The sequence below is a fragment of the Aromatoleum sp. genome (assembly GCF_035254505.1).
Taxonomy (GTDB): Bacteria; Pseudomonadota; Gammaproteobacteria; order Burkholderiales; family Rhodocyclaceae; genus Aromatoleum.
This window is the reverse complement of sequence record NZ_DATFAO010000087.1, coordinates 44773-62732: the sequence shown is the minus strand read 5'-3', so window position 1 is coordinate 62732 and position 17960 is coordinate 44773. Positions and strand designations below refer to the sequence as shown.

Annotated in this window: 11 protein-coding genes; 9 read left to right on the top strand and 2 right to left on the bottom strand. The window is 65.8% G+C overall.

Annotated elements, in window-relative coordinates; all coding sequences use genetic code 11:
- Positions 1–88 precede the first annotated feature (88 nt).
- The 9 genes from VJ673_RS17910 to VJ673_RS17870 all read left to right on the top strand — a co-directional run bounded on the left by VJ673_RS17910 (position 89) and on the right by VJ673_RS17870 (position 13171).
- A complete protein-coding gene (locus VJ673_RS17910; protein ID WP_324127527.1) occupies positions 89–1345 on the top strand; it encodes an MFS transporter in 1257 nt (418 codons plus the stop codon).
- Positions 1346–1403: 58 nt separating this feature from the next.
- A complete protein-coding gene (locus tag VJ673_RS17905) occupies positions 1404–3107 on the top strand; it encodes an MFS transporter (protein ID WP_324127526.1) in 1704 nt (567 codons plus the stop codon).
- Positions 3108–3164: 57 nt separating this feature from the next.
- Complete coding sequence (locus VJ673_RS17900; RefSeq protein WP_324127525.1) at positions 3165–6920, top strand: nitrate reductase subunit alpha; 3756 nt, start codon at positions 3165–3167, stop codon at positions 6918–6920.
- A 141-nt stretch (positions 6921–7061) separates the two neighbouring features.
- On the top strand, positions 7062–8624 hold the full coding sequence (narH, locus tag VJ673_RS17895) for a nitrate reductase subunit beta (RefSeq protein WP_324127524.1): 1563 nt from the start codon (positions 7062–7064) through the stop codon (positions 8622–8624).
- A gap of 11 nt (positions 8625–8635) precedes the next feature.
- Positions 8636–9178, top strand: a complete 543-nt coding sequence (gene narJ / locus VJ673_RS17890; protein ID WP_324127523.1) for a nitrate reductase molybdenum cofactor assembly chaperone — start codon at positions 8636–8638, stop codon at positions 9176–9178.
- Positions 9179–9187: 9 nt separating this feature from the next.
- On the top strand, positions 9188–9895 hold the full coding sequence (gene narI / locus VJ673_RS17885) for a respiratory nitrate reductase subunit gamma (RefSeq protein WP_324127522.1): 708 nt from the start codon (positions 9188–9190) through the stop codon (positions 9893–9895).
- A 96-nt stretch (positions 9896–9991) separates the two neighbouring features.
- Entirely contained in the window at positions 9992–11938 is a 1947-nt protein-coding gene (locus VJ673_RS17880) for a type IV pili methyl-accepting chemotaxis transducer N-terminal domain-containing protein (RefSeq protein WP_324127521.1), read from the top strand.
- A complete protein-coding gene (locus VJ673_RS17875; RefSeq protein WP_324127520.1) occupies positions 11935–12630 on the top strand; it encodes a response regulator transcription factor in 696 nt (231 codons plus the stop codon). The genes VJ673_RS17880 and VJ673_RS17875 overlap by 4 nt, the downstream gene beginning before the upstream one ends.
- Before the next feature lie 22 nt (positions 12631–12652).
- Positions 12653–13171 carry a hypothetical protein gene (locus tag VJ673_RS17870; protein WP_324127519.1) on the top strand — a complete coding sequence of 173 codons (519 nt, stop codon included), beginning with the start codon at positions 12653–12655 and terminating at the stop codon, positions 13169–13171.
- A 28-nt stretch (positions 13172–13199) separates the two neighbouring features.
- On the opposite strand, the gene VJ673_RS17865 is transcribed toward VJ673_RS17870, so the two are convergent.
- Both VJ673_RS17865 and VJ673_RS17860 read right to left on the bottom strand, forming a co-directional pair.
- A complete protein-coding gene (locus VJ673_RS17865; RefSeq protein ID WP_324127518.1) occupies positions 13200–14252 on the bottom strand; it encodes a Glu/Leu/Phe/Val dehydrogenase dimerization domain-containing protein in 1053 nt (350 codons plus the stop codon).
- A 92-nt stretch (positions 14253–14344) separates the two neighbouring features.
- Positions 14345–17947 (bottom strand): indolepyruvate ferredoxin oxidoreductase family protein, encoded by a 3603-nt coding sequence (locus tag VJ673_RS17860; protein WP_324127517.1) that lies wholly within the window; start codon positions 17945–17947, stop codon positions 14345–14347.
- Between the last annotated feature and the right edge of the window lie 13 nt (positions 17948–17960).

Genomic DNA, 17960 nt, shown 5'->3' with positions numbered 1-17960 from the left:
TTGGCGAATGGTCGGCGCGGTTCGCCAGGCATAACCTTCATTCCAGCATGGAGCACGGTGCGCTCCGCTTCTGAGGGATGGGGGAAACATGGCCTCGCAACGCCGAAAGCAGTTTTCCGTGCTGGTGATGAGCACGACGGCATTCACGATGTGTTTTGCCGCGTGGATGCTGTTCGCGGTGATCGGCATTCCGATCAAGGCGCAGCTCGGTCTCAACGAAACGCAATTCGGCCTGCTCGCCGCGACGCCGGTGCTGACCGGCGCGCTGGTGCGCCTGCCGCTCGGCATGCTGACCGACAAGCTCGGCGGGCGCGTCGTGCTCTTCGTGCTGATGCTCGCGACCGTTGCACCGATCTGGCTGATCAGCCAGGCGACGGCGTACTGGCAGTTCCTCGTCGCGGGGCTCTTCGTCGGACTCGCCGGCGGCTCCTTCTCGGTGGGCATCGCGTATTGCGCGCGCTGGTTCGAGCGGAAGAACCAAGGCTTCGCGATGGGCGTGTTCGGCGCCGGCAACTCCGGCGCGGCGGTGACGAAGCTGGTGGCGCCGGTGCTGGTCGTCGCCTTCGGCTGGGAGTTCGTGCCGCAGGCCTTCGCCTGGGCAATGCTGGCGATCGCGCTCGCATTCTGGTTCTTCACCTACGATGATCCGGCGCACCGCGTGTCGTCGGGCGTCACCTTCGCCGACCAACTGCGCGTGCTGAAGAATCCGCGCGTATGGAAGTACTGCCAGTACTACTCGATCGTGTTCGGCGGCTACGTCGCGCTGGCATTGTGGATGACGAAGTACTACGTCACCGAATTCGGCCTCGGCCTCGAGAGGGCGGCGCTGCTTGCGGCCTGTTTCTCGCTGCCGGGCGGCGTACTGCGCGCGGTCGGCGGCTGGTTCTCGGACCGCTTCGGCGCACACAAGGTGACCTGGTGGGTGATGTGGGTGTCGTGGGTGTGCCTGTTCCTGCTCTCCTACCCGCACACCGAATTCACCGTGATGACGGTCGCCGGCCCGAAGACCTTCGCGATCCACCACAACATCTGGTTCTTCACGACGCTGATGTTCACGGTCGGCGTGTCGTGGGCCTTCGGCAAGGCCTCCGTGTTCAAGTACATCTCCGACGAATTCCCGCATGAGATCGGCGCGGTATCGGGGATTGTCGGCCTGGTCGGTGGCCTCGGCGGCTTCCTGCTGCCGATCATGTTCGGGGCGCTCCTCGACCTGACCGGCGTGCGCTCCAGCGCCTTCATGCTGCTCTATGGCGTGACCTGGGTATCGCTGATCTGGATGTACTGGACCGAAGTGCGTCGCACCGACGTGATGCATGGCGGCCCGGTCGCGGTCGCGACGAAGTGACCGCCTCGCAAATAATTTTCCCGCAATGACCCCGAATTTCTGAACCAGGAGCAAGCCCATGGCACGTGCAAAACTCCGTCCAATCGCCGCGGTCCCCGGCGCCGCGGGAGGCAGCGCCGGCGTACGCCCGGGCGAGCGTCCGCGCGGCGCCGATATCGCCGACTGGCGGCCCGAGGACGAAACCTTCTGGGCACGCGAAGGCCGACGCGTCGCTACCCGCAACCTGTGGATCTCGATCCCCAGCCTGCTGTGCGGCTTCGCCGTGTGGCTGATGTGGGGGATCATCACGGTGCAGATGGCCAACGCGGGCTTCCCCTTCACGCCCGACCAGCTGTTCTCGATCGCGGCGATCTCCGGCCTGTCGGGCGCCACGCTGCGCATCCCGGCGTCCTTCTTCATCCGCATCTGCGGCGGCCGCAACACCGTATGGCTGACCACTGCGCTGCTGATGATCCCGGCGCTCGGCACCGGCATCGCGTTGCAGGACAAGAACACCCCGCTGTGGCTCTTCCAGCTGATGGCGCTGCTCTCCGGCATCGGCGGCGGCAACTTCGCCTGTTCGATGGCCAACATCAGCACCTTCTATCCGAAGCGCCTGCAGGGCACGGCGCTGGGTCTGAACGCAGGCCTCGGCAACTTCGGCGTCACGACCTCCCAGCTGCTGATTCCGGCGGTGATGACGTTGGGCCTGTTCGGCGCGCTCGGCGGTGACGCACTTCCGCTGACGAAGGATTCGGCGACGCTGATCGGCAAGATCGCCGCCGGCACGCCGACCTACGTGCAGAACGCCGGCTTCATATGGCTGCTGCTGCTGGTGCCGCTGGCGGTGGTGGGCTGGTTCGGGCTCAACAACCTGCGCACGGTCTCGCCGAACATCGGCTCGACCGGCTCGGCGATGGGCAAGATCCTGACGCTCTACGTCGTGGCGCTGGTCGTGTCCGGCATCGGTCTTTACCTCTACCTGCCGGCGCCCAGCGGTCTCGGCCTGCTGTCGGGTAACGGCATGTGGGCGGTGCCGCCGCTGGTCACGGTGGGCACGCTGTTCGCGATGAAGGCGGTAGCGAGCGGCGACATGAAGGCCAACCTCAGCAAGCAGTTCGCGATCTTCCGCAACAAGCATACGTGGTCGATGACCGCGCTGTATCTGGTGACCTTCGGCTCCTTCATCGGCTTCTCAATGGCGGTGCCGCTGTCGATCACGGTGATCTTCGGCAACACCCACAGCTTCGATGCCGCCGCCAACGCCTGGGTGCACGCGAAGAACCCGAACGCCCCCTCGGCGCTGATGTACGCGTGGATCGGGCCCTTCGTCGGCGCACTGATCCGCCCCGTCGGCGGCTGGATCTCGGACAAGCTGGGCGGCTCGATCGTCACGCAGGTGATCTCGCTGGTGCTCGTCGTCGCGTCCGCGGTGACCGGCTATGTGATGCATCTGGCCTATCAATCGGCGACGCCGGAAAGCTACTTCCTGGTGTTCATGCTGCTCTTCATCCTGTTGTTCGCCGCCTCCGGCATCGGCAACGGCTCGACCTTCCGCACCGTCGGCTTCGTCTTCGACCAGGACCAGCGCGGCCCGGTGCTGGGCTGGACCTCGGCGATCGGCGGCTACGGCTCCTTCATCGCACCGGTCGTGATCGGCCAGCAGATCAAGGCCGGGACGCCGGAATTCGCGATGTACGGCTTCGCCGTGTTCTACGCGCTGTGCATCGCGATCAACTGGTGGTTCTACCTGCGCCGCAACGCCTACATCCGCAACCCCTGACCCCTACAGCACAGAACGACAACCGACTACGAAACGCAGGATTCACAGGAGCAAGCAATGAGCCATTTTCTCGACCGCCTGAAGTTCTTCGACAAGGTGAAGGACAGCTTCGCCGGCGGCCACGGCATCGTCACCAACGAGGACCGCGGCTGGGAAGACGCCTACCGCAACCGCTGGCGCCACGACAAGGTCGTGCGCTCGACACACGGCGTGAACTGCACGGGCGGCTGTTCGTGGAAGATCTTCGTCAAGAACGGACTGGTGTCGTTCGAGATGCAGCAGACGGACTACCCGCGCACCCGCGAGGATCTGCCGAACCATGAGCCGCGCGGCTGCCAGCGCGGGGCGTCGTTCTCCTGGTACCTGTATTCGCCCCACCGCATCAAGCATCCGATGATCCGCGGGCGCCTGCTGGAGGTCTATCGCGCCGAGCGCAAGAGCGGAAAGGACCCGGTCGCGGCATGGGCGGCGATCCAGGCCGACAGCACCAAGCGCGACAAGTACGTGAAGGTGCGCGGCCTGGGCGGCTTCGTGCGCACGAACTGGGACGAGGTCAACGAGATCATCGCCGCGGCGAACATCTACACGATCAAGAAGTGGGGTCCGGACCGCATCTACGGCTTCTCGCCGATCCCGGCGATGTCGATGATCTCCTACGCTGCCGGCGCGCGTTACCTGTCGCTGATCGGCGCGGCCTGCGGCTCGTTCTACGACTGGTATTGCGACCTGCCCGCGGCCTCTCCCCAGACCTGGGGCGAGCAGACCGACGTGCCGGAAGCGGCCGACTGGTACAACTCGACCTACCTCATCATCACCGGCGCGAACCTGCCGATGACGCGCACGCCGGACGCGCACTTTGCGACCGAAGTCCGCTACAAGGGTGCGAAGATCGTGTCGATGGCGCCGGACTACGCGGAATACGTGAAGTTCGCCGACCTGTGGATGCCGGTGAAGCAAGGCACCGACGCGGCGGCCTTCCTCGCGATGGGCCACGTGGCGCTGAAGGAATACTTCATCGACCGCCAGGAACCCTACTTCCAGGAATACGCGCGCAAGTACACTGACCTGCCGATGCAGGTGATCCTGCGTTCGCACGATGGCGCCTTCGTGCCCGACCGCAACCTGCGCGCATCGGACTTCGACGACCTGTTGGGCGAGACGAACAACCCCGACTGGAAGACCATCGTCGTCGACGCACGCACGAACGCTTACGTCGCGCCGAACGGCTCGGTGGGCTTCCGCTGGGGAGAGGAAGGCAAGTGGAACCTGCTGCCGAAGAACGCGGCGACCCAAGAGGAGATCGAGGCCGAGCTGTCGTGCATCGACAAGCGTGACGACGTCGTGTCGGTCGGCTTCCCGCACTTTCAGCCGGGCGAACCGGGCCTGCTGTACCGCAACGTGCCGGTGCGCAGGCTGACGCTGGCCTCCGGCGAAACCGTATTCGTCGCCTCGGTGTTCGACCTGCAGGTCGCGCAGTACGGCATCGACCGCGGCCTGGGCGGCAAGAACGTCGCGACGTCCTACGACGACGCGACGGTCGCCTACACGCCGGCGTGGGCATCGAAGGTCACCGGCGTGAAGGCCGCCGACATCGAGCGCACCGGTCGCGAGTTCGCGCAGAACGCGGCCAAGACGCGCGGCAAGTCCATGATCATCATGGGCGCGGCGATCAACCACTGGTACCACAACGACATGCAGTACCGGTCGATCATGAACCTGCTGCACATGTGCGGCTGCGTCGGCCAATCGGGCGGCGGCTGGGCGCACTACGTGGGCCAGGAGAAGCTGCGTCCGCAGGCGGGCTGGGCGCCGATCGCGTTCGCGACCGACTGGCAGCGTCCGCCGCGCCACCAGAACTCGACGTCCTACTGGTACTTCCACACCGACCAGTGGCGCTACGAGACCATCGACGCCGACGAGTTGCTGCAGCCGGCCGCGAAGGGTAAGTACAAGGGTTACAAGCTCGCCGACTACAACGTCGCGGCGACCCGCATGGGCTGGCTGCCGTCCGCGCCGCACTTCAACCGCAACCCGCTGGAGCTCGTCGCGGAAGCCGAAAAGGCCGGCGCGACCGATGAAGCCGGCATCGCCAAGCACATCGTCGAGCAGCTGAAGTCAGGCAAGCTCGACGTCGCCTTCGCCGACCCGGACGCCGAGGAGAACTGGCCGCGCAACCTCTTCGTGTGGCGCGCGAACCTGATCGGCTCGTCCGCGAAGGGCCACGAGTACTTCCTCAAGCACCTGCTGGGCGCGCAGAACGGCGTGCTGCAGGAAGGCGGCGACGGCAAGGGCACGAAGGAAGTGAAGTGGCGCGAGGAAGCGCCCGTCGGCAAGCTCGACCTGATGGTGGACATCAACTTCCGCCTGAACTCGACCGGCGCCTACTCGGACATCATCCTGCCGACGGCGACGTGGTACGAGAAGAACGACCTCAACACCACCGACATGCACCCCTTCATCCACCCGCTGTCCGAAGCCGTGACGCCGGGCTGGGAGTCGAAGTCGGACTGGCAGATCTTCCGCACGATTGCGAAGACCTTCTCGGATCTCGCCGAGAAGCACCTGGGCGTCGCGAAGGACGTCGTCGCCCTGCCGATGCAGCACGACTCGCCGTTCGAGCTCGCGCAGCCGCTGGGCCAGGTACGCGACTGGAAGAAGGGCGAATGCGAGCCGGTGCCGGGCAAGACCATGCCGCTGCTGAAGGTCGTCGAGCGCAACTTCGCCGACACCTACAAGAAGTACATCGCGCTCGGCCCGCTGCTGACCAAGCTCGGCAACAACGTGAAGGGCCTCGACTGGAACACCGAGCAGGAGTACGACGAGCTCAAGAAGTGCAACTACACGGTGAAGATTCCGGGTGTTTCCTTCGGCATGCCGTCGCTGGAAGAGGACATCTCGGTGTGCGACGCGGTGATGCGCATGGCGCCCGAGACCAACGGTGAAGTCGCCCACAAGTCATGGTCGGCGCTCTCCAAGAAGACCGGCATCGACCACCATCACCTGTACGCCGGCCGCCACGAGGACAAGATCACCTTCCGCGACATCCAGGCCCAGCCGAGGAAGATCATCACCGCGCCGACCTGGTCCGGCATCGAGTCGGAGACCGTGAGCTACACCGCGGGCTACACCAACATCCACGAGCACATCCCGTTCCGCACGCTCACCGGCCGAGCGCACTTCTACCAGGATCACGAGTGGTTCCTCGACTTCGGCGAAGGCTTCTGCGCCTACCGTCCGCCGGTCGACATGAAGGCCCAGAACCTGATTCCGGATTCCGTGCGCAAGAAGCCGCACCTGACGCTGTCGTGGCTCACGCCGCACTCGAAGTGGGGTATCCACTCCAGCTACCAGGACAACCTGCGCATGCTGTCGCTGTTCCGCGGCGGCCCCTACGTGTGGGTGTCCGAGGACGACGCGAAGGAAATCGGCCTCAGGGACAACGACTGGGTCGAGGCGATCAACGCCAACGGCGCAACGATGGCGCGCGCCGTCGTGTCGCAGCGGGTGCCGCGCGGCGTGGCGCTGATGTATCACGCCCAGGAGAAGACGGTGAACGTGCCCGGCTCGCCTTCGACCGGCAAGCGCGGCGGCATCCTGAACTCCGTGACGCGCGTGATCGTGAAGCCGACCAACATGGTCGGCGGCTACGCGCAACTCGCATACAGCTTCAACTACTACGGCACGGTCGGTTGCCAGCGTGACGAGATGGTGGTGCTGCACAAGGTCGAGGACCAGGACATCGACTGGCTGGAGCGACCTCTGACGCCGGAACGCGAGCAGCAGCGCAACCCGGTCGGGGTGGGTCCGCGGTAAGGGACCGAGTACGAAACAAACGCAGGATGGGGTGTCTGCGGAGCCGGGCGAGGAAGCGGCGGCCCGGCGGAGCAGATACCCCAGCCGGCGGGAAGCGGCACAACGCCCCCGCCCCAAAGGATCAAGCATCAGGAGAAACGCATGAAAATCCGCGCGCAATTCGCGATGGTGTTCAACCTCGACAAATGCATCGGTTGCCACACCTGCTCGGTGACCTGCAAGAACGTGTGGTCGAACCGCAAGGGTATCGAGTACGCCTGGTTCAACAACGTCGAGTCCAAGCCGGGCGTCGGCTATCCGAAGAACTGGGAAGACCAGGAAAAGTGGAAAGGCGGCTGGGAAAAGGTCAACGGCAAGCTCGAACTCAAGGCCGGCGGCAAGCTGAAGAAGATCGTTCAGATCTTCGCCAACCCCAACATGCCGCAGATTGACGACTACTACGAACCCTTCACCTACGACTACGCGCGCCTGCACAACGCGCCGCTGTCGGAGGCCGCGCCCACCGCGCGCCCGGTGTCGCAGATCACCGGCGAGAAGATGGACAAGATCACCTGGGGCCCGAACTGGGAGGACGACCTCGCCGGCGAATTCGCCGCGCGCTCGCAGGATGCCAACTTCGCGAACATGCAGAAGGAGATGTACAAGCAGTTCGAGAACACCTTCCACATGTACCTGCCGCGCATCTGCAACCACTGCATCAACCCCGCCTGCGTCGCCTCCTGCCCCTCGGGCGCGATGTACAAGCGCGAGGAAGACGGCATCGTGCTGGCCGACCAGGACCGCTGCCGCGGCTGGCGCATGTGCATCTCCGGCTGCCCGTACAAGAAGGTGTTCTTCAACTGGGAATCGTCGAAGGCCGAGAAGTGCATCGGCTGCTACCCGCGCGTCGAATCCGGCCTGCCGACGGTCTGTTCCGAGTCCTGCGTCGGCCGCATCCGCTACAACGGCATCATCCTCTATGACGCCGACAAGCTGCTCGACGCCGCCTCGACCGACAACGAACAGGACCTCTACAAGGCCCACCTCGACCTCTTCGTCGATCCCTACGACCCCGCGATCATCGAACAGGCGCTGAAGGACGGCGTGCCGCAGAGCTGGATCGACGCCGCACAGAAGTCGCCGATCTACAAGATGGCCGTCGAGTGGAAGATCGCCTTCCCGCTACACCCCGAGTTCCGCACGCTGCCGATGATCTGGTACGTGCCGCCGCTCTCGCCGGTGCAGTCGCAGATCGACCAGAAGAACCTGCCGACCGAGTCCGACGGCGTGATCCCGAAGGCCGAGGCGATGCGCCTGCCGGTGCAGTACCTCGCCAACCTGCTCACCGCGGGCAAGACGGAGTACATCCAGACCGCGCTCAACCGCCTGCTCGCGATGCGCTCCTACATGCGTTCGATCAACGTCGATGGCGAGCCGGATCTCGGTCCGCTCAACCGCGCCGGCATCACCGAGCAGAACGCGAAGGACATGTACCGCTACCTCGCGATCGCCAACTACGAGGACCGCTTCGTCGTGCCGACCGCGCACGAGGAAATCCGCCTCGACGACTACCACGGCTTCCAGGGCCAGAACGGGTTCACCTTCGGCGCCGACAACTCCAAGGGTTACGGCACCTTCGCCCTCTTCCCGGAACGCCGTACCGAGTCCGCCGAACCGCGCGAACCGGCTCCCCAGGCGAGCCCCTTTGCCACCACGCGCGACTGAAGGAGACCATCATGAAAATCTTCCGACTGCTGGCCGCGCTGCTGGACTACCCGAGCGACGAGCTTCTGCGCGATCTGCGCGAGAGCGTCGGCGCGAATGCGTCGAGCTTCGTCGAGGGGCTCAATGAAGAGCAGATCCTGAGCGCCGACGAGGTGCGCAGTGTTGCCGACTTCATCACGACGCAGCTCGCCGCCGACCCGATGGAGCTGCAGGGCAGCTACGTCCAGTGCTTCGACCTCACCGCCGAGCACAGCCTGCACCTGACGCACCACCTCTTCGGCGAGGAGAAGTCGCGCGGCCCCGCGCTCATCGACCTCGGCGAGTTCTACCGCAGCTACGGGCTGCAGGCCGACGAGAAGGAACTGCCGGACTACCTGCCGGTGATCCTCGAGTTCGTCTCGACCCTCGGCCTCGACGAAGCGTGGGTGTTCCTCGCCGACGTCGCGAAGGTGTTGAAGGTCCTCGCCGAAAACCTGGAAAAATCCGCCAGCCCCTACGCGTCACTGGTCCGGATCGTCGAAAAACAGGGCAGCCTCACCAACCTGGCTGCCTGAGGAGACAAGATGAACGCGCTTAACTTCTTCTTCGGGGTCTATCCCTACATCGCGCTGACGGTGTTCATCATCGGCAGCTGGATCCGCTACGACAACGGGCAGTACACGTGGAAGACGGATTCGTCGCAGTTGCTGTCGAAGCGCCATATGTGGCTCGCGAGCAACCTGTTCCACGTCGGCATCCTGTCGATCTTCGCCGGCCATTTCGCTGGCCTCGTGCTGCCGCACGCGCTGTGGACCGGGCTGGGCGTGTCCGACCTGCAGCACCAGTGGATCGCGATCATGGCCGGCAGCGTGTTCGGCATCATGTGCCTGCTCGGCGGCGCCATGCTGTGGATGCGGCGCATGTTCAACACCCGGGTGCGCGCCGCCGGCCGCCGCATGGACGTCTTCATCCTGAGCTGGCTGCTGCTGACCCTGCTCGCCGGCCTGTCGACGCTGCCGGTATCGGTGAGCCACGCGCATCATGGCGACCCGAGCGTGATGCTGGCGCTGTCGGGCTGGGTGCAGAGCGTGCTGACACTGCAACCCCAGCCGTCGCTGCTGGCCTCGGTCGAGCCGGTGTTCCGCCTGCACATGGTGCTTGGCATGACGGTGTTCCTGCTGTTCCCGTTCTCGCGCCTGGTGCATGTGCTGACCGCACCGCTCACCTACGTCGGCCGCGCGTACCAGATCGTGCGCACGAAACGGCGCGTCCGGGCAGCAGCTTCGGCCTGATCCCGCGCCTCCGGGCAGCGCCCCTGCGCTGCCCGGCCTTGCGGAGGGGACCGCTTGCAACATAGTCTGCGGTATTCCCCACCACCTTTCCCGTCCATGCTGCGCCCCCGCAACAGCCTCGCCACCAAGATCACCGGCATCCTGCTGGTGTTCTTTCTCGTCGCCCTGACGGCAATCGGCATCACGCTGTTCATGTCCTGGCAGCTCGAAGGCGCCGCCGCGGCGATCAACGACGCAGGCAGCCTGCGCATGCGCGCCTACCGCATCGCCAATCTGCTCGCGCGAGCGGACGCCACGTCACTCGGCGAGCCCGAGGAGTTTTCGGCCGCGCTGCGGGGCGAGCTCGATCAGTTCGATGACGTCCTCGACGAACTGCGCCGCGGCGACCCGAAGCGGCCGCTGTTCATTCCGCGCGACAACGACATCCCCGCCGACCTCGACCGGATGACCGACTCCTGGTCCGGACGCGTGCGCCCGCTGCTCCGCGAGCTGATCACCGATCCGGACCCCTCGCGACTGCACGGCGAACTGGCGGCCTTCGACCGCACCACCACCGAGTTCGTCGGCGGCATGAACGCCGTCGTGCTCAAGATGGAACAAAGCTACGCGCGCAATACCGACATCCTGCGCGCCTCGCAGGTCTCGCTGATCGCGCTGGCAGTCATCGGCACCCTCGTGCTGATCCGCTTTTTCTTCGTGCTCGTGATCCGCCCGGTGTCGGAACTGCGGGACGGCATGAAGCGCATGGAGGAGGAAGACTTCAGCGCGCGCGTGCCGGTACTCGCGACCGACGAGTTCGGCGAATTGTCGGACGGTTTCAACCGCATGGCCGTGCACCTGCAGGGCCTGTACGAGACGCTCGAGGAACGCGTCGCGGCGAAGACGCGCAGCCTCGAGGAGAAGAACCGCGAACTCGAAATCCTGTACGACATCGGCGCCTTCCTGCGCGAACCGAACGACGTCGACAGCCTGTGCCGCGGCTTCCTGCAGCGGGTGCAGACCACGCTCGGCGCGAGCGCGAGTTCGGCGCGGCTGCTCGATCCCGGTTCGCAGAACCTGTGCCTGACAGTGCATGACGGACTCGACCAGAAGTTCGTCGCGCGCGAAGCGGTGCTCGAATGCGGCGAATGCATATGCGGCGAGGCGGCGCGCCGCGGCTCGTCACTGGTGTGCGAGATGCGCGAGCCCGCCCCGCTGCTCACGCTGTCCGCCTGCCGCAAGGCGGGCTTCGAGGTCGTGTCGGCGACCACGATCACGGCCAACAAGCAGACGCTGGGCCTCTACAACCTGTTCTTCAGGGATCCGCGGCCGTTCACCGACTCGGACCGCCTGCTGCTCGAGACGCTCGGCCAACAGCTCGGCATCGCAATCGAGAACCAGCGCCTGCAGGCCAGCGGACGCGAGCTCGCGGTGTCCGAGGAACGCAACCTGCTCGCCCGCGAGCTGCACGATTCAATCGCGCAGGGACTCGCTTTCATGAACCTGCAGGTGCAGATGCTCGACGACGCGCTCAAGCGCAACGACGAAGGCGCAGCGCGCGACACGCTCGCCATGCTGCGCCAGGGCGTGCAGGAGAGTTACGATGACGTGCGCGAACTGCTGGTGCATTTCCGCACCCGCGTCGCGCAGCAGGACCTCGCCGCGGCGATCACGGCGACGCTGCGCCGCCTGGCCGAACAGACCGGCATCGCGACCGACCTCGAACTCGCGGGCGACGCCGCGCCACTCGACCCCGAGGCCGAAACCCAGGTGCTCTACATCGTGCAGGAGGCGCTGTCGAACGTGCGCAAGCACGCCAGCGCGCGCTCAGTGAAGGTCAGCATGCAGCGCGGCGTCGAGGGGCTCGCGGTGATCGTGCGCGACGACGGTGTCGGCTTCGACCTCGCCGATCGAAGCGCCACGGCGCAGGACTCGCATATCGGCCTGCAGATCATGCGCGAACGCGCGCTGCGCATCGGTGGGCGCTTCGCGGTACGCTCCTCGTCCGGCGAGGGGACCGAGGTCCGCCTCGAACTGCCACGCACGAACAGGGAAATCCAGTGACCTCCGATCCGCTTCACGTCCCGATCCGCGTCCTTCTCGTCGACGACCATGCGCTGTTCCGCAGCGGCATCCGGTCGCTGCTGCAGCGTCATGCACAGTTCGAGATCGTCGGCGAAGCCGGCGACGGCATGGAAGGCGTCAAGCGCGCCGGGCAGCTCAAGCCCGACGTCGTGCTGCTGGACCTGCACATGCCGGGGCTGTCGGGTCGCGACGCGGCGGCAATGATTGCCGAGGAGTCGCCCGCGTCACACGTACTGATGCTCACCGTGTCCGAGGACGCCGAGGATCTCATCGAAACGCTGCGCGCCGGCGCCTGCGGCTATCTGTTGAAGAACATCGAGGCGGAAACGCTGACCGCGGCGATCAGCAAAGCCGCAGCCGGCGAATCCGTGATCTCGCCGCAGATGATGGGCAAACTCGTTGCCGGCGTGCGCGCCGAGGCCCCGCCCAAGGCATCGGCCCCGGCGGTCGTCGCATCGGAACTCAACAAGCTCTCGCCGCGCGAGCGGGAAATCCTCGGTTTCCTCGCGCGCGGCCAGAGCAACAAGGAAATCGCGCGCGAACTCGACCTCGCCGATAGCACGGTGAAGATCCACGTGCAGAACATCCTGCGCAAGCTCAACCTGACGAGCCGCGTGCAGGCGGCCGTATTTGCCGTCGAGCAGGGAATCGTGCAGGATCCTGAAGCCTGAGCCCAGGCTTACGGAGACCCCCTTGGATTCATCGACTCCCACGCGCGCCGGCGTGCTCGGCCGCATGGTGCTGCCCTTTGCGCTGGTCCCCCCGATCATGATCATGCTCGCGATGCGCGATCACGCGGAGGCGTACCGGCTGAACCCGGCCGCGGCAAACTGGGAGTGGATCGCGCTAGTCGTGTTCGCCGCCGAAATTGCGTCGGTCGGCCTCGTCGCCGGCATGCTGCGCCTGACGACGCCGTCCGACCGGCTGCCGCCGGCGACCGGGCGGGCATGGATGCTCGCGGCGCGCGCCGCATCGCCGCTGTGGGCATCCGCCATCGTGCTCGCGGTACCGAGCCTCGCCGCGCTGATCGTGGCGCACCTGCTCGCCCATGCGGTCGCGCTGCGCACGCTTTATCGCGACATCCGCAACGAATGGCAACTTGGCCCGGGCGTCCAGGCGCTGCATCTCACCTACATCGTCTACAGCATCCCCGTGGTGCTGTGGATACCGATCTTCGTGATGATCTTCGTCTCGCTGTCGCAGGGCGGCTGACCGCCCTGCAGACTGTTTGCGGCGCGACTCAGCGCTTGAAGCGCTCCTCGGCGATCGCGTCGGCGACTTCCCCGGTCGGGCGCTCTTCCTTGCGGGCGCGCGCGAAGATTTCCATCAGGTTGTCGTAGATGCTCTCGATGTGCTTGGTGAGCGCGGCACGGTCGAAGTTGGCGGTGCGCTCGTAATACACGTCGATGATGCCGCCGGCGTTGATGACGTAGTCCGGCGCGTACAGGATGCCCTTGTTCATCAGCGCGAGGCCGTGACGCGGCTCGGCGAGCTGGTTGTTGGCGGCGCCGGCGATGACCTTCGCCTTCAGCAGCGGGATGGTCTGGTCGTTGATGATTGCGCCCATCGCGCAGGGGGCGAAGACGTCGACGTCGAGGCCGAAGATCTCTTCCGGCGACACGACGGTCGCTTCGAGCTCCTTGCCGGCACGCACCAGCGGCTCACGGTGGATGTCGGTGACCCACAGCTGGGCGCCGGCTTCCTTCAGCTGGCGGGCGAGGTCGAAGCCGACGTTGCCGAGGCCTTGCACCGCGATCTTCAGACCTTCGAGCGAATCGCGGCCGAGGCGCTCCTTGACGGCGGCCTTGATGCCGACGAAGGTGCCGTAGGCGGTCGCGGGCGACGGGTCGCCGCTGCGGGTGCCGTTCTCGGCGGGCTTGTCGACGATGCCGGCGACGTGTTGCGTGAATTGCGACATGAACTTCATGTCATCGACGCCGGTGCCGGAGTCTTCGGCGGCGACGTAGCGGCCGTTCACGCGCTCGACGGCCTGGGCGAAGGCCTTCAGCAGCTCGGGCGTCTTGTCGGTGCGCGGGTTGCCGATGATCACGGACTTGCCGCCGCCGAGCTTGAGGTTGGCCATCGCCGACTTGTAGGTCATGCCGCGCGACAGGCGCAGCACGTCGCGGATCGCTTCCTCTTCGCTCGCATAGGGCCACATGCGGCAGCCACCGAGGGCCGGGCCGAGGTTGGAGTTATGCACCGCGATGATGGCCTTCAGGCCGCTCTTTTCGTCGCTGCAGAAAACGACTTGTTCGTGATCGGCGAAATCGCTCAGGGAAAAAACGCTCATGATGTCTCCTTCATTGGTCTGGAAAGGGCGCAACGCCCCCTCCACCACGGCTCGTGGCCGTGACGGAAGGTTTGGTGCGGGGAAAAACGGGATTAACCGGGAATGACGGCGATGGTCTTGCGGACCTTGCCGTTCGCCACGTCGGCGGGGCGTTCCTTGCGGCGGAAGGCCGCGAGGAGTTCGCCTTCGCGCATCCGGGCGTGGCCCAGGTAGCGCTCGCGGATGTGACCGAAGCCGCGGATCTGCTCGGGCAAGTTCGCGAGTTCGATCGCGGTCTCGTAGTTCGCCTTCTCGACGCCGACGAGGATCTCCTCGACGATGCGCTCGTAGTCGGCGATGAGCTGACGGTCGAGCTTGCGGTCGTGCGTGCGGGCGAAGGGGTCGAGCATCGTGCCGCGCAGGCCCTTCATCTTCGCGAGCTGGCGCATCGCCTTCAGCATCCACGGGCCGTACTTCTTCTTCTGCAGCTCGCCGGTCTGCGGATCCTTGTCGGCGAGCGTCGGCGGGGCGAGGTGGAAGACGAGCTTGTAGTCGCCTTCGAACTGCTCCTCGACGCGCTTGAGGAAGTCGCTGCCGGTGTAGAGGCGCGCCACTTCGTACTCGTCCTTGTAGGCGAGCAGCTTGTGGTAGCCGCGGGCGACCGCTTCGGTCAGCAGCGTCGTGCCGGGCTGGACCTTGGCTTCGGCGGCGCGCACGCGCTCGACGAGTTTCGCATAGCGTTCTGCGTAGGCGGCATCCTGGTAGTCGGTGAGGAAGGCCTTCCGGCGGCCGATCACTTCATCGACCGAGGCCGACAACTTGTGATGTTCCGGCGTGCCGTGCTGCGGCTTGGCGGCCTTCTCGACGGCATCCGGATCGACCGCGGCGCGGCGGCCCCACTGGAAGGCCGACTTGTTCGCGTCGATCGCGGCGCCGTTCAACTCGATGGCGCGCAGGATCGCGTCGCGCGTCAGCGGCACGAGGCCGCGCTGCCAGGCAAAACCGAGCATGAAGAGGTTGGTCGCGATCGAGTCGCCGAGGATCGCGGTCGCCAGACGCGAGGCTTCGAGGAACTCGACGTTCTGGTTGCCTACAGCGTCGACAATTTGCGACTCCATCGAGCCGGACGGGAACTGCGGGTCCGGGTGCTTCGTGACGTCGCCGGTACGCGCCTGGGCCGCGAAGCCGCGGACGAATTCGCTGGTGTTGGTCTGGTCGCGGTTGATGACGACGCGGGTGTGATTGGTGCGCATCTTCGCGAGCGATTCGTCGCTGGCGGACACCACGAGATCGCAGCCGATCACGACGTTCGCTTCACCGGCAGCGACGCGGGCGGCGAAGATGTCTTCCGGACGGTTCGCGATCTTGACGTGCGACCACACTGCCCCGCCCTTCTGTGCAAGGCCGGCCATGTCGAGGATGGACACGCCCTTGCCTTCGAGGTGCGCGGCCATGCCGAGCAGCGCGCCGATCGTCACGACGCCCGTGCCGCCGACGCCGGTGATGAGGATGCCCCACGGCGCGTTGGTCGCCGGCAGCGTCGGCTCGGGCAGCGACGCGAAGACGTCGCCGGTTGCCCCCGCGGCCTTGCCCTTCCTCAGCTTGCCGCCTTCGATCGTCACGAAGCTCGGGCAGAAGCCCTTCACGCACGAGAAATCCTTGTTGCACGCGGACTGATCGATCGTGCGCTTCCTGCCGAACTCGGTCTCGACGGCGGTCACGGACATGCAGTTCGACTTCTCGCTGCAGTCGCCGCAGCCTTCGCACACGAGGTCGTTGATCACGACGCGCATCGCGGGATCGGGGAACTTGCCGCGCTTGCGACGGCGGCGCTTCTCGGCTGCGCAGGTCTGGTCGTAGATGATCGTGGTCACGCCCGGCACTTCGCGTAGCTCGCGCTGCACGGCGTCGAGTTCGTCGCGGTGGCGGATCGGCACGCCATGCGGCAGGTCGGCCGGGCCGTAGGCGCGCGGTCCGTCATTGACGACGATGATGTTGCCAACGCCTTCGGCGGCGACCTGGCGCGCGATGATCGGCACCGACAGCGTACCGTCGTGCGGCTGACCGCCGGTCATCGCGACGGCGTCGTTGTAGAGGATCTTGTAGGTGATGTTCACCTTCGCCGCCACTGCCGCCCGGATCGCGAGGATGCCAGAGTGCATGTAGGTGCCGTCGCCGAGGTTCGCGAAGACGTGCGGGGTCTTCGTGAAGGGCGCCTGGCCGACCCAGGGCACGCCTTCGCCACCCATCTGGCAGAAGGTCTGCGTCGTTTCGGGCGAGAGCCAGGTCGCCATGTAGTGGCAGCCGATGCCGGCAATCGCGCGCGAACCCGCCGGGACCTTGGTCGAGGTGTTGTGCGGGCAGCCCGAACAGTAGTGCGGCACGCGCTGGATCGACAGGCGGGGCTTGGCGAGCGCGGCTTCCTTGGCGTCGAAGAAGGCGAGGCGCGCCTTGATCTTGTCGGAGGTGTAGAAGCGCGCGATACGGGCGGCGATCACGCGGGCGATCATCGCCGGGGTCAGGTCGCCGGCCGCGGGCAGCATCCAGTCGCTATGCGGCAGCGCCCACTCGCCCTTCTCGTCGAACTTGCCGATGACGCGCGGACGCACGTTCTCGTTCCAGTTGTAGAGCTCTTCCTTCAGCTGGTATTCGAGGAACTGACGCTTCTCCTCGATCACGAGGATCTCGTCGAGGCCGTTGGCGAACTCGCGCACGCCCTCGGCTTCGAGCGGCCACACCATGCCGACCTTGTAGAGGCGGATGCCGATCTCGGCGGCAAGTTGCTCGTCGATGCCGAGGTCTTCGAGCGCCTGGCGCACGTCGAGGTAGCTCTTGCCGGAGGTGATGATGCCGAGCTTGGCGTTCGGGCTGTCGATGATCGTGCGGTTGAGCCCGTTGGCGCGGCAATAGGCGAGCGCGGCGTACAGCTTGTGGTGCACGAGGCGCTTTTCCTGCACCAGCGGGGGATCGGGCCAGCGCAGGTTGAGGCCGTCGGCGGGGATCGGGAAGTCGGTCGGGATGATGGTCCGGACCTTGAAGGGGTCGATGTCGACCGAAGCCGAGGTCTCGACGGTGTCGGTCAGCGCCTTGAAGGCGACCCAGCAGCCCGAGTAGCGCGACAGCGCAAAACCGTGCAGGCCGTATTCGAGGTAGTCCTGGATGCCCGCCGGGGCGAGCACCGGCATCATCATCGACTTGAAGATGTGCTCGGTCTGGTGCGGCAGCGTCGAGGACTTGGCGCCATGGTCGTCACCGGCGATCACGAGGACGCCGCCGTGCTTCGAGGTGCCTGCGGCATTGGCGTGACGGAAGACGTCGCCGGTGCGGTCCACACCCGGGCCCTTGCCGTACCAGATCGAGAACACGCCGTCGTACATCGCGTTCGGATCGAGGTTCACCTGCTGTGTGCCCCACACGGCGGTCGCCGCGAGGTCTTCGTTGAGCCCGGGCTGGAAGCGAATGTGCTGCGGCTCGAGGTATTTCTTAGCCTTCCAGAACTCCTGGTCGACATTACCGAGCGGCGATCCACGATAGCCCGTGACGAAGCCGGCAGTGTTGAGCCCCGCGGCCTGGTCGCGCAGGTGCTGCATGATCGGCAGGCGGACGAGCGCCTGGATGCCGGTCATATAGGCGCGACCGGAGGTCAGCGTGTATTTGTCGTCGAGCGAAACCGGGACGAGGGGAACGGATGCCTGGGGGGATTGGGTATTCGACATGGCGCGTGGTCCG